Annotated in this window: 14 protein-coding genes; 7 read left to right on the top strand and 7 right to left on the bottom strand. The window is 63.5% G+C overall.

Annotation, left to right across the window (positions count from 1 at the left end; translation table 11 throughout):
- Both RM2_RS08140 and RM2_RS08135 read right to left on the bottom strand, forming a co-directional pair.
- The coding region (locus RM2_RS08140; RefSeq protein WP_245813775.1) for a YVTN family beta-propeller repeat protein at positions 1-859 on the bottom strand (859 nt) is incomplete at its 3' end.
- Positions 860-1,191: 332 nt separating this feature from the next.
- Positions 1,192-1,812, bottom strand: a complete 621-nt coding sequence (locus tag RM2_RS08135) for a hypothetical protein (protein ID WP_373863307.1) — start codon at positions 1,810-1,812, stop codon at positions 1,192-1,194.
- Between the two features lie 510 nt (positions 1,813-2,322).
- Between RM2_RS08135 and RM2_RS08130 the strand changes: the two genes are divergently transcribed.
- From RM2_RS08130 to RM2_RS08115, 4 genes are all read left to right on the top strand, one after another.
- Positions 2,323-2,583: a ribbon-helix-helix domain-containing protein gene (locus RM2_RS08130; RefSeq protein ID WP_072688341.1), complete on the top strand. Its 261-nt coding sequence runs from the start codon at positions 2,323-2,325 to the stop codon at positions 2,581-2,583.
- Positions 2,580-2,819, top strand: coding sequence for a toxin (locus RM2_RS08125; protein ID WP_072688330.1), 240 nt, complete (start codon positions 2,580-2,582; stop codon positions 2,817-2,819). Before RM2_RS08130 ends, RM2_RS08125 begins: the two co-directional genes overlap by 4 nt.
- A 43-nt stretch (positions 2,820-2,862) precedes the next feature.
- The gene (locus RM2_RS08120; protein ID WP_139277695.1) at positions 2,863-3,165 is read left to right on the top strand and encodes a hypothetical protein; all 303 of its coding nucleotides are present in this window, start codon (positions 2,863-2,865) and stop codon (positions 3,163-3,165) included.
- A 258-nt stretch (positions 3,166-3,423) separates the two neighbouring features.
- On the top strand, positions 3,424-3,639 hold the full coding sequence (locus RM2_RS08115; RefSeq protein ID WP_072688328.1) for a hypothetical protein: 216 nt from the start codon (positions 3,424-3,426) through the stop codon (positions 3,637-3,639).
- Positions 3,640-4,438: 799 nt separating this feature from the next.
- On the opposite strand, the gene RM2_RS08105 is transcribed toward RM2_RS08115, so the two are convergent.
- From RM2_RS08105 to RM2_RS24415, 3 genes are read right to left on the bottom strand one after another with little or no spacing between them, the layout of a single operon-like run.
- A complete protein-coding gene (locus RM2_RS08105; RefSeq protein ID WP_218017215.1) occupies positions 4,439-4,999 on the bottom strand; it encodes a helix-turn-helix domain-containing protein in 561 nt (186 codons plus the stop codon).
- Positions 4,996-5,568, bottom strand: a complete 573-nt coding sequence (locus RM2_RS08100; RefSeq protein ID WP_072688340.1) for an IS607 family transposase — start codon at positions 5,566-5,568, stop codon at positions 4,996-4,998. The genes RM2_RS08105 and RM2_RS08100 overlap by 4 nt, the downstream gene beginning before the upstream one ends.
- A 40-nt stretch (positions 5,569-5,608) precedes the next feature.
- Positions 5,609-6,082: a hypothetical protein gene (locus RM2_RS24415; protein ID WP_169846687.1), complete on the bottom strand. Its 474-nt coding sequence runs from the start codon at positions 6,080-6,082 to the stop codon at positions 5,609-5,611.
- Positions 6,083-6,234: 152 nt separating this feature from the next.
- Here RM2_RS24415 and RM2_RS08095 point away from each other — a divergent pair, with 152 nt between their 5' ends.
- The 3 genes from RM2_RS08095 to RM2_RS08085 are packed head-to-tail and all read left to right on the top strand — an operon-like array spanning position 6,235 to position 9,426.
- The gene (locus tag RM2_RS08095) at positions 6,235-6,768 is read left to right on the top strand and encodes a MarR family winged helix-turn-helix transcriptional regulator (RefSeq protein ID WP_373863306.1); all 534 of its coding nucleotides are present in this window, start codon (positions 6,235-6,237) and stop codon (positions 6,766-6,768) included.
- The gene (locus tag RM2_RS08090; protein WP_072688339.1) at positions 6,761-8,560 is read left to right on the top strand and encodes an AMP-dependent synthetase/ligase; all 1,800 of its coding nucleotides are present in this window, start codon (positions 6,761-6,763) and stop codon (positions 8,558-8,560) included. Before RM2_RS08095 ends, RM2_RS08090 begins: the two co-directional genes overlap by 8 nt.
- Positions 8,561-8,577: 17 nt before the next feature.
- Entirely contained in the window at positions 8,578-9,426 is an 849-nt protein-coding gene (locus RM2_RS08085; protein ID WP_072688326.1) for a patatin-like phospholipase family protein, read from the top strand.
- 3 nt (positions 9,427-9,429) lie between these two features.
- Here RM2_RS08085 and RM2_RS08080 read toward each other — a convergent pair whose 3' ends face one another.
- Complete coding sequence (locus RM2_RS08080) at positions 9,430-10,647, bottom strand: lipase family protein (RefSeq protein ID WP_445009098.1); 1,218 nt, start codon at positions 10,645-10,647, stop codon at positions 9,430-9,432.
- Between the two features lie 281 nt (positions 10,648-10,928).
- Positions 10,929-12,179, bottom strand: coding sequence for a lipase family protein (locus RM2_RS08075; RefSeq protein WP_072688324.1), 1,251 nt, complete (start codon positions 12,177-12,179; stop codon positions 10,929-10,931).
- Between the last annotated feature and the right edge of the window lie 44 nt (positions 12,180-12,223).

Below are 12,223 nucleotides of genomic sequence, written 5' to 3'. Positions count from 1 at the left end.
CACTTCTGTTGGTGACGTAGGCGCGGGACCCGTCCGGGGTGATCGCCACCCCGCTCGGCAAGTCCCCGACGGGGATGGTGGTGCTGACTGTGTTGGTGGCGGTGTCGATCACCGACACCGTGCTGTCGTCACTGTTGGTGACGTAGGCGCGGGACCCGTCCGGGGTGATCGCCACCCCGGACGGGTCGGTCCCGGCGGGGATGGTGGTGCTGACCGTGTTGGTGCCGGTGTCGATCACCGACACCGTGTTGCCGAAACCGTTGGTGACGTAGGCGCGGGACCCGTCCGGGGTGATCGCCACCCCGGACGGCAAGTCCCCGACGGGGATGGTGGTGCTGACTGTGTTGGTGCCGGTATCGATCACCGACACCGTGTTGCCGAAAGCGTTGGTGACGTAGGCGCGGGACCCGTCCGGGGTGATCGCCACCCCGGACGGGATGTTCCCGACGGGGATGGTGGTGCTGACTGTGTTGGTGCCGGTGTCGATCACCGACACCGTGTTGTCGAAACCGTTGGTGACGTAGGCGCGGGACCCGTCCGGGGTGATCGCCACCCCGGACGGGTTGGTCCCGACGGGGATGGGCGCGCCCACGACCGTGTTGGTGCCGGTGTCGATCGCCGACACCGTGCCGGTGCCACCGTTGGTGACGTAGGCGCGGGATCCGTCCGGGGTGACCGCCACCCCGAGCGGGAAGGTCCCGACGGGGACGGTGTCGATGACAGTATCGGCGGCCGCGGCCGCCACCCCTGCCCCGGCCATACCGAGCACCATCGCGAAGATAGTTGTCAACCCGAGCACGACACGGTGGGTGCGCCCGCTGACCGTGGGATACCCGCGAAAACTCCTGTGGTGATTCACATTCTTCTCCTGCCCAGAGGAACAAAACGGATCAACCGTGCAGTGGCGATGGCCGACGGTGCGAATCCCGCACACCAGCCCAGGAGAGGCTAACAACCGAAATCCCGATTTCGCCTCAGGACTCGCCGAAGCACTCACGGCCACAAGACCATACGAGGGCAGGAATCGGGCACCCGGACCGGCTGTGCGATACACCGCACATGCGAGGGGCGGTGTGCCACCGGGACACCGCCCCATTCGATGAGTGGAAACGGTGAACAGGGTAGCGCAGGGGCTGATTCGCTTGTGGTGATCGTGCACATCAGGGGCGCCATCGGTATTCGTTTCCGGCATCACCACAGTGTGAATGGCAGCCCTGCCTGCTCTGCTTCGTGAATTCTCTGTTCGATGGTGTCAGGGTCTTCGCGCTGGTCCATCCCGGTTCGGATGGCGTCGGCGATGGCGCGGGCGCGGCCAGCGGGGCCGCGGACGTCGGCGAGTGGACTGGAAACGTTGCGGCGCCGGAGGTCGTACTCGCTGCGGTTGGTGCGGTGCGTTCCCAACAGCAGATGGGCAGGGTTGGTGCAGCCGGCGAAATCGCATTGGTGACACAGCACCGCGTCCTCGGTATTCGACCACCCCAACCGCGGAATCACCCCGCATGCGAGCTGGTAGGCGAACAAATGCGCCGGCACGGTGCCGCGGCGGGACGGGCCGGGCAGGCTCGCGGCGCGGAACGATCCGTGCCCGGTCGAGGACACTCCGGCGATCCAGGGCCAGCACTGATGCCGGCGGCGGCGGTAGCGTTTGGATTCGAACCGGGCCACGACAGCAGGGTTGTCGAGCCAGGACCGCCACAGGCGTTCGGTGATCCGGACTGGTTGCGGCTGACCGATGAGGGTGAGCTGCTCGCCGCGGGTGGGGGAGGGTCTCGCGGCGATCCCCGGCAAGGGGAGAGCGTCGAGTGTTGTCACGATCGGTCTTTCTGTGTGCGCCACGCTGTTACCGCCGGTCTGACGGTAGGGCGGGGGTCCGACAGGGTTGTCCGCGACAGTCGTGCCTGCCGATGCGGTGGGTAACAGCGTGGCGCGCCACGACCGGAGGTTGCACACCGGCCGCCGCGTTTTGCGCGGCAGGCCGGTGTGCCGGGGGACCGGGCTCTGCTGGGCGCCGGAACCTCAGTAGCCGGGCCGCTCCGGCACGGTCGGGACGCCCCAGCCGGTGAGAACCTCTCCGGCGCCAGACCGGGCTTTTGCGGACGCAATGCAACGTGAAAAACCCTGCAAAACGCGCAAAACCGGTCGCGGAACGTGCAAAGAAGACATGCAAAACACATGATCCGGTGAGAACCAATTCGGCCGACCGTGTGTCGGCGGTCCGTCAGCGCGGCCGCAAAAGCCCGGGTGAGCCCCACGCAAAGCCACGTCCGGTGCCGCAAAGAGAACCACTGCCGGGGAGCCGATTTTCGTATTACACTAATGGGTATGGCTGACGAGACGATCAACGGAACACCCGTCACCGACGAGACGATCCAGGAGTGGGCGGATGAGGCGGAAGTCGGCTACGACGTCGAGAAGCTACGTAAACGAGGTCGGCCGACCATAGGGGACGGACCAGGAACTGTGGTGCCCGTGCGGATGGACGCGGCCCTACTGCAGGCATTGAACGTTCGGGCAGAACAAGAACATGTTTCCAGGTCAGAAGCGATTCGAGAAGCAGTGCGCGCCTGGACGCAGGTCGCGTGAAGACGCACAACTCCGCACTCAAACACGGAATCAGCGAAGACGACGGCATCTACGCGGCACAGCGCCACGTCTACGTCGCTGACCTCGACGACGACAACCCCGCACGCGAGTTCCGACTCGGTTTCGACCCGAACGGTCGACTCCTGGAACTGGTCGTCCTGCGCTTCGACAGCGGGAACGAACTCCTTATCCACGCCATGAAGGCCCGCCCGCAATACCTAGATCTCCTGCCCTGATCGTTGAACAACCGGATTCCGCTACGGTACCGGGATGCGGAACATGTTCACCTCCAGCCTGAACCAGAGGCACTACGAGAAGTTCCATGACGTATTTTTTGGAATGTACGGCGTGGCCGCGTTTTCGGGTACAGCTCTATTTGTCAGCGCATTGTTCGAATACGCTAGGGGTGTAAATGGGGCAGTTACTCTGTTTGCACTTTCCATGGGGATTGTGAGCGCCGGCATCATGGAGAAGACTTCGCGTAAACGTCACGACGTTGGTGTGCCAGTCGCCCTTCTGATCGCGAATTTTGTTTTGACGGCGGTCGGCGTATGGCTGTTGACGGGATTTATCCCCCGGTGAACGGCCCGAGGCTATTGCCTGATGAGGAGTTGGAAGGTGTTTCCGTAACAGGTGGCGAAAAGCCCTGACCCGGTGATGTGACGGTGTGAGCGTGTCGTAGTCGGGAGTCGAGGAACAGAACCGCCCGATCCGGCGCTTAGGAATTATCGCGGATACTAGCTCTTTATCTGCGGCAGCCTATGGAACGAACTGGCGCGATGGATCTTTCGTGCGGGGTCGACTCGGTAACTAATCTGCGGTAGCGCGGGAGGCTGCTCGATGGGGACCGACCAGGCGGTACTGCCGCCGGTGCCGCGCGATCCGATCCCGCCTACCCCGTCCCGGGTAGGCGGGATCGTGGATGCCATACGGATATTCCTCGGCACGGTGTCGGTGAAGAACATCCGCCGCGATTACATCGTTGTGCTGAACCGAATGGAACGTGACTTCGGCAAGGACGCGAATGTGGCACTCTCAGCTATCGAAAGCGCTTAGCGCCGGATTGGGCTGATCTGTTCCTCGACCCCCGATTCGCAACTCTGGGCGTAACAGTCTTCGTGAGCGGGTACAAGCCGGAGCTGATCGGGTCGGGTGGAGAACCTGGGCCGATCAGCGTCGGTTCGCTCACGGTAGTTGGGTCCACACAATCTCTTCGGCGCCGGCCGAGGATCGCGGTTTTTCCCACACGGATCTAGCTCGAACATGAGTGGCCGCAGTGAGGGCTCGTCCGTCCCCGGTTCTGCCAAGTAGATGCTGTCTCCAACCTGGTACATCGATTCGCAGGCCACTGCGATGGCCGGGCCATCCTCGACTCTGGTAAGACAGGATGGCCGTCAGTTCATTCCCGGCAAGTTCGATGCGCTCGACCGACAGGCGGTTGCCCCGCTGCTCTTCCCGGGCAGCCAGATACGCGAGCCTCACCGACAAATGCCCTATGAACGCGGCGGCCCAGGCGATATCAGGTTCGCCGGCCGGTGCTTCGATGTCCTCGACCGGTACCACATCACCGTGCCGGCGAAGCGAGGAACTCGGTTGCAAGGCCAAGAGTGATCTTGCCGGTCTGGGACCACGACAGTGCCCGTTCTCCGGGCAAACTCGCACCCCTCCATAGCCGAAATGCCTCCTTTGCTCCGCAGACGCTCGTCACGAAATTGCGGTGCCCCGGCATCGGGGGGTGATGCCCGGGCGGGGGGTGTTCTGCGAACACAACTTGTGGGGGCCTGCTCAGCAGAACGGACACGACTATATCGTGGTTCGCCCGGTCACCGTACTCGGCGATGGTTCGGCCGACAGTTCAGTGGGAAGTCTCACGCCACCATTCCGCTGCGCCCGCCTCTACTCGGCGCGCCAACTTGCGGGTCGATTCATGTGTGCGAACTACCCCGATCCGGGGTAGCTGTATGTGCCGGCGATCCGCCTCGACCAGCCCGAACGCCCCGGTGGTGAACCGGCATGAACGTAAGCCACTCTTGCCCTTGAATCGTGGGAACGCGACCTTCGGACCTTTATGTTTCCCGGAACGGGACTTCGACCAAGTCGACAACGCTGTTGCCAGGTTCGCCAACCCGGAGGCGTATGCCTCCTTCGAGTTCTCCAACCACCACGGGGCGACCTCATCCTTGCCCCGGTTCCAGTCCTTGCGGAGGCTGTACGCGGACCACGACACAGGCGGGGTGAGGTCGTCGTCGGTGATGCCGTAACTACGTTCGGCAGTCCGTTGGTCGAGGTTCGCTTTCACCGTGGCCAGGCCCCAGTTGTAGGCGAAACGCTGCGCCCCGCAATGCGAGCGCAGTGCATCTTCCTGCCCCGGATTTGGGTCCAAAGCGAACTTGTACGCCTGGATGACCGCGCTCACTTTTCGCCCTCACTGGTGGCACAGCGGATTCCGGCCTCGGCACGATACCGTGCCGAGCGTCGACCGTACAACCGGGCGCACATGGAGGTGAGCACGTCGACCATGTCCTGCACCAGGTCGTCGTTGACCTCGGTGTCGTCGAGGACGATGATCTTCCGGCCGGTAGCGGACAGTGTGGCTTCGAGGTGTTCGACACCGAAGCGGGCCAAGCGTTCCCGGTGTTCGACCACGATGGTGGTCACTTCCGGGTCGGAGAGGAGTTTCGCAAGTTTGGGGCGGTGTGCGTTCAGTCCAGATCCAACCTCGGTGACGGTTGAGTCCAATACGACGCCGCGACGACCGCACTCCTCGGCGACCCGTCCGGCCTGCCGTTCCAGGTCGGCCCGCTGATCTGAGGATGAAACCCGGCAGTACGCCACGGCTTTCCCCTTCGGCGTTTTGGGTGGGTCGACCAGGATTGTGCCGGTCGGAAGCTGGCGGGAAGGTACGGGCAGGGTTCCCGCGTGAAACCAATTCCATGCGGTGCGGTACGACACGCCCTGCTCTCGCGCCCACTCCGTCAGCTTCATGTGAATAGATTACCGCATAATTCCATAAGATTCCTGATTTTCACGAACAGTTCCGACCCTCCGACCGGCGTCGTTCGGTGTCGAGTCGGTTCTTGCGTAGCGCCTCGGGTGAGTTTCCTCGGGAGTTGACCTCGAGTCCCAGCTCGTGGGCATCGAGTTTGGCCTGTTCGAGTTCGTCTTCGTGGGCGAAGACCAGCTCGGGTTCGGCGATCGCGATCTTGAGTGTGGTCTTGTCGCGTTCGAGTTGGTCTTCGAGTGCATCACCCCGGTTACTGACCGCGGATAGGTGGTTGCGGGTGGACTGGATGAATCCGTTGGCGGCACTGTCGAGGGCGACGATGTCGATCATCTTGTCGCGTTCGATATAGCGCTCCTCCCCCGCGATGTCGACGATGTAATTGGCCAGGGTGTGCGAGTAGCCGAGCATGATCGGAACCCCGTTGATCGAGGCGACCGGAAGGAACTTCCGTTCCTTCGTGACCTGTTCGCGGACCGCTCCCAGCGCCTCCTTCACCGCGGCACGGAGACTCGATCCCATTCACGCTGGTGGCCATGACAAGTGAAAGTGTTCTCGAATCGTGACCGTGTGGTTTTCGCGGGCGAGGGGTGCTGCGTGGGTAGCGGTAGCAGTATGGGCGGGACTTGGTAGATGCGACGACGGGAAATGTGACCACGGGGAAGGATGCGCGGGTGGTCGAGGCCAGGGGGGGCGAGTGCGATGCAAAGCACGCGGAGGTCGAGTCGGTGGACGCCTCCGCGTCGGGTGTGGTTGCTGTTCATGACGAACTCGTTCGTCTCATAAGGCAACTCGTTGCCGATGACGTCACAGTCGCTGGGTCGCCGACATTCGCCCAACATTCACTGCTCTCCTTCGTCGCCCGCAATCCGGGGTGCTGGGCCACCCGGATCTCCGACGCGTTCGGCTTACATCGCTCCACAGTGTCGCGTCAACTGCGGGGATGCGTCGACGAAGGATGGGTGCGTGCCGAGCCGGGACCGCTGCGCAGCGGGCATCCGCTGACTCTTACCGAAGGGGGAGTCGCGGTGCTGGCCAGTGCCGACGCACGCCGGATAGAAGAAGTGCGCAACCGGTTGAACTCATGGTCGGACAGCGATGTCGACGCCTTCGTCCGGCACCTCCGGAAGTTCCGCCGGGGCGTCACCACTGATGACAGCATCGGAGGCAACGACCGTGCGTGAGTACACCAGTGCGCCGACGTTCACCGTTATGGACCACGAGAACGCGGTACTGTCGGTGTTTGCACACGCCGAGAGCAATCCGGATCGTGTGATGTACTCCCGCAAGGAGTCCGCAGGCTGGGTGGATGTGACTGCCGAGGACTTCGCAGCACTCGTCACCGGAGTTGCGAAGGGCCTGATCGCCATTGGTGTTCGTCCGGGTGACCGAGTGGCACTGCTGTCGTCGACGCGATTCGAATGGTCGCTGCTCGACTACGCGATCTGGGCCGCAGGTGCCGCATCCGTTCCGATCTACGAGTCCTCCTCACCCGACCAGATCCGTTGGATCATCGAGGATTCGGGTGCCGTGGCCGCGCTGGTGGAGACCGCCGCTCACGCGTCGAGCTTCGCCGGCGACGGCATCCCTTACACGCTGAAGCGCATCCTCACCATTGATGACGACGCGGTGGGCACACTCATCAAGGACGGGCGATCGATCGACGACGGCGAGGTATTCGACCGCGTGCTGGCGCTGACCGCAGAAGATTTGGCGTCGCTGGTGTACACGTCGGGGACTACGGGACGACCCAAGGGCTGCATCCTCACCCACCGGAACTTCCTCTCGGAGGTGCGGGCGCTGCTTGCTGCCTCGATCGGCGACGTCGCCAGGCCGGGCAACAGCGTGCTGATGTTCCTTCCGCTGGCACAGGTCCTGGCACGTGCCGTGTCGCTTGCGATGTTCGAGGCCGGTGCGACGCAGGTACACCTGCCGGACTTCGGCGTGATTACCAGTGAGTTCGAGCGATTCCAGCCCACCACGATCCTCGGTGTTCCCCGCGTGTTCGAGAAGGTGCGTGGCGGTGCGGCACGTAAGGCGGTGTCGGGTGGGCGCCTGAAGCGGCGGATCTTCGAGTTTGCTGAGGACACGGCGATTGCCTGGAGCGAAGCCTCGGACAATGATGATCTGTCGCTGCGTCTCCGATTCGAACGTGCGCTCGCAGACATGCTCGTCTACTCGAAACTCCGAGCCTCCCTGGGCGGCCACTGCTGGTGGGCGATTTCCGGCGGCGGGGCGCTCGTGCCGAGCTTCGGTCATTTCTTTCGCGGAATCGGGGTTCCGGTCTACGAGGGCTACGGGCTCACCGAATCCACCGCCGCGCACTGCGCAAATATCCCCGGTGCGCAGAAGATCGGAACCGTCGGCAAGCCACTGGGCGGGAACAGCGTGCGCATCGCCGCGGACGGTGAAATCGAACTGCACGGCAGTGTCGTCTTCGGAGGGTACTGGCGCAACGAAAAGGCCACCGCGGAAGCATTCGACGATGGCTGGTTCCGTACCGGTGATCTCGGCAACTTGGACGAAGAGGGCTACCTCACCGTCACCGGACGCAAGAAGGATCTCATGGTCACCGCAGGTGGCGAGAACGTGTCGCCGGGGCCTCTCGAGGACCGACTGCGCGCGCATCCGCTGGTCTCGCAGGCGGTGGTGGTCGGGGACGGCCGGCCGTTCGTCGGCGCCCTGCTGACCGTCGACCCGCAGGAATTCGAGGAGTGGAAGTCCCTGCACGGCAAGCCGTCCGAGGCGTCGGTGATCGACCTACGAGACAATGAGGACTTGCGCGGGGATCTACAGGATGCGGTCGACGATGCGAACACCGTCGCCTCCCACACCACGTCGATCAAGCGATTCGTCATCCTCGACCGAGACCTCACCGAGGCCGACGGAGATTTGACCGCCACGCTGAAGATCAAGCGCCGCGTGGTGACCGAACGTTTCGCCGACGACATCGCGAGCCTGTACCGTCGGGGCTGACCGGCTACGGTGGCGGCATGACCACAGCTTTCGTTCTGTCGGGCGGAGCGAGCCTCGGCGCGATCGAGGTCGGAATGTTGCAGACCCTGATTTACCGGGGAATTCGGCCCGACCTCATCGTCGGTTCGTCCGTCGGTGCCCTCAACGGCGCCTATCTCGCGGGAGGATCGTCCGACGAGGATATTCGTGAACTGGCCGATCTGTGGCGTGGGCTGAAGCGCAGCGCGGTGTTCCCAACCACATTGTTCACCGGTTTCACCGGATTTGTCGGCTTCGGGAACCATCTTGTGTCCAACCACGCGATCAGGCGTTTGCTGGCGAAGCACCTCCGCTTCAAGCGGATGGAGTACGCGCCCATCCCACTGCACGTGGTCGCGACCGACGTGTTGACCGGCCGGGACGTTCGCCTGTCGACGGGGCCTGCAGTTGATGCCGTCACGGCCAGCGCGGCGCTGCCGGGAATCCTCCCACCCGTGGTGATCGACGGCCGGGCACTGATGGACGGTGGGGTCGTCAACAACACGCCCATCTCCCACGCGATCGAACTGGGCGCCACCACGGTGTGGGTTCTGCCCACCGGATACGCCTGCACGTTGTCGAAAGTCCCGGGAAGTGCCCTGGGTATGGGGTTGCTCGGAGTGACCCTTGCGGTCAATCAGCGTCTTGCGCTCGACGTCGAGCGATACGAGAACATCGCTGATATCCGGGTCGTGCCCCCGCTGTGCCCGCTGGACACGAGTCCCGCCGACTTCGGTAACGCCGACGAACTGATCACCCGGGCCCGAGAGCAGACTGCTACGTGGCTCGATGAGGCACGTATCGAGGGTGGGCAGGCCACTTTGTTGCTGCCGCACGTGCATCGTTAGCGGTCAGCGGCATCCCCGAGGCGCCGGAACTCCCGCGAGTCGTTCGTCGATCCAGTGCATCAGGTCGGGCAGTGCGAACCACGCTGCGGTGATGTGCTCGCCGATCTGCGGGGAATAGGTGATGTCGCCTCCGCCGCGACACCACTCCTGCTGCAGGGCAATCGCCCCTTCTTCCGGAATGAACTCATCGCCCAGAAACACCCGAGATGACCCGTGATAGAGGAGTACCGGGGTCGTCGGGGTGGACGCACCCATTCTGTTCTCGGCGACAACGGTTTCGCCCGTCGGGGTGTCGAATGGGTCGGGCTGGGCCGCGAGCAGTTCGACGGGGAGCATGGACACACCGCTTAGTTCGAGTGTCGTGCTGCACTGTTCTTTGAGTGGCGACGTCGCGAGGAGAAAGCCCAACGGATTCGCCAACTCCAGCATCTCGGGATACTCACGGGCGAGCCCGAGCACGGCAGACAGATACAGACCCGAACCGAGCTGACCGTCCATCGTTTGGCGCAGCAGCCCGAAATCGACGGGAGTCCCTCCGGCGGCAGCCCCGGCCAATTCGACGTCGGGAGCATACGACGGTTGCAGTTGTGCCGCCCACCCGGTGGCGATCGCACCCCCGCTATAGCCGGCGGCGACGACGGGACTCTCCGACAGGCCGATTTCGGCCAGATTCTTCATCCCGCGAATGCTGTCCAGTACGGCATGTCCGGCCATGCGTCCTGCGCCGTACGCCATCCTCGGCCCCTCGTGGTCGGGGACGAGCACCGCATAGTTCTTTTCCAGGAGCAATGGAAGCGTAGGCGGGTCGAGACTGAGGGTCTGCAAGTCGTGCAGCATCTTGTATGAGGGGGTGCACTGCGCGCCCAGGGAGTCGATGGGCTCGTTGTAGGCGACCACCGGGCGGGGCCCTGGCTCAGTCCACGCTGCGGTCGGGACCAGTAGCGTCGCGGTCACCGGAACCGGTCTGTCCTTGGAATCGTTGGATCGCACCATGATCTGGTATGCCCGTTGATCTACCAGTGTGTTCTGGAACGCCTGGAGCGTCACTTCCCGTGAGCGGATGATTTCGCCAGCCGCGTAGTCTGCGACGTTCGGTGGCCACGAAAAGAAGTCGTCGTCCTGGATGGGCGACGGCAGTATGGATTCGGATCCCAGTGGCTGGGCAGCAGCAGGAGGCGGATACCCAGACACGAGGGCGGCCGCGCAGGTGGAGACTGTCATCAGGACAACTGCATGAAACCATTTCATCGCTACTACTCACCCTGCGTTCTGAGGTAAGTCTTCAATTGTACCGTCGGTCACATCATCCCTGGCGACACGAGTACAGGCAGGGTTCGTCTTCGTCGAAGGGTGGCTACTGTGGCTGCATGGCGGGCACCGTTGTACGCGCAGTGCTCGATACGGTCACACGGGCCAAGAGCAGACTATTGCTTGCCTCGGCGAGGCACGTATCGGAGACAAGCAGGCCCATGCTATTGCTGCCACAAATGCATCGGAAGAGATCAGCGACATCCTGGAGCCACGGCAATGCCCGCGAGTCGTTCGTCCATCCAATGAATCACTTCGGGTAGTGAGAACACCGCCGCGGTGAGGTGTTCGCCGAACTGCGGGGAATAGGTAATGGCGCCTCCACCTCGACACCATTCCTGCTGCAGGGCAATCACCCCTTCTTCCGGAATCCACTCGTCGCCCAGGAACACCCGTTCGGACCCGTGATAGAGGAGCACCGGGGCAGTCGGGGTGAGCGCGCCCATCTTGTTTGCGGCGACAACCATTCGGCCCGTCGGAGAGTCGAACGGGTCGGGCCCGGCCGCGAGCAGTTCGGCGGGTAGTGATGCGACACCGGCCGGTGCAAGTGTGACGCTGCACTGGTCCTTGAGCGTCGACGTCGCGAGGAGAACGCCCAACGGATTCGCCAACTCCAGCATCTCGGGATACTCACGGGCGAGCCCGAGCACGGCAGACAGATACAGACCCGAACCGAGCTGACCGTCCATCGTTCGGCGCAGCAGCCCGAAATCGACGGGAGTCCCTCCGGCGGCAGCCCCGGCCAATTCGACGTCCGGGGCATACGATGGTTGCAATTGCGCGGCCCATCCGGTGGCGATCGCACCCCCGCTATAGCCGGTGGCGACGACGGGGCTCTCCGAGAGACCGAGTGCGGTCAGACGCTTCATTCCGCGAATGCTGTCGAGTACTGCATGCCCGGCCATGCGTCCCGCGCCATACGCCATCCTCGGCCCCTGGTGGTCGGGGACGAGCACCGCGTAGTTCTTCGCCAGGAACAACGACAGCACAGGCGGGATGTCTAGGTCGAGGGTCTGCCAGTCGTGCACCATTTTGTACGAGGGGGTGCAGTGCGCACCCAGGGAATCGATAGGCATGTTGTAGGCGATCACCGGGCGGGGTCCTGGCGCTGTCCACGCTGCGGTCGGAACCAGCACCGTCGCGGTCACCGGAACCGGCCTGTCCTTGGAATCGTTGGAGCGCAACATGATCTGGTAGGCGTGGTGTTCTACCAGCGTGTTCGGGAACGCGCGGAGCGTTATTTCCCGCGAGCGGATGATCTCGCCTGCGCCGTAGTCCACGACGTTCGGTGGCCACAAGAAAAAGTCGTCGCCCTGAATGGGGGACGGCAGAATGGAATCGGATCCCAGTGGCTGGGCGGCAGTACGCAGCGGATAGGAAGACGCTAGCGCGGCGGCGGCGCAGGTGGACAGTGTCAACAGGACTACTGCACGAAGCAGCCTCATCGCTACCACCCACTCTGCGTGCTGAGGTAACCGCCCCCGGTCCA

It is taken from the genome of Rhodococcus marinonascens NBRC 14363 (genome assembly GCF_001894885.1).
Taxonomy (GTDB): domain Bacteria; phylum Actinomycetota; class Actinomycetes; order Mycobacteriales; family Mycobacteriaceae; genus Rhodococcus_F; species Rhodococcus_F marinonascens.
This window is presented reverse-complemented; position numbering and strand designations above follow the sequence as displayed.

Excerpts from the sequence above, each read along its gene's own strand:
- RM2_RS08120 (WP_139277695.1), top strand. The coding sequence starts at position 2,863 with ATGTTCACCTCCAGCCTGAACCAGAGGCACTACGAGAAGTTCCATGAC.
- RM2_RS08115 (WP_072688328.1), top strand. The coding sequence starts at position 3,424 with ATGGGGACCGACCAGGCGGTACTGCCGCCGGTGCCGCGCGATCCGATC.
- RM2_RS08075 (WP_072688324.1), bottom strand. The coding sequence starts at position 12,179 with ATGAGGCTGCTTCGTGCAGTAGTCCTGTTGACACTGTCCACCTGCGCC.
- RM2_RS08130 (WP_072688341.1), top strand. The coding sequence starts at position 2,323 with ATGGCTGACGAGACGATCAACGGAACACCCGTCACCGACGAGACGATC.
- RM2_RS08085 (WP_072688326.1), top strand. The coding sequence starts at position 8,578 with ATGACCACAGCTTTCGTTCTGTCGGGCGGAGCGAGCCTCGGCGCGATC.
- RM2_RS08080 (WP_445009098.1), bottom strand. The coding sequence starts at position 10,647 with ATGACAGTCTCCACCTGCGCGGCCGCCCTCGTGTCTGGGTATCCGCCT.
- RM2_RS08100 (WP_072688340.1), bottom strand. The coding sequence starts at position 5,568 with ATGAAGCTGACGGAGTGGGCGCGAGAGCAGGGCGTGTCGTACCGCACC.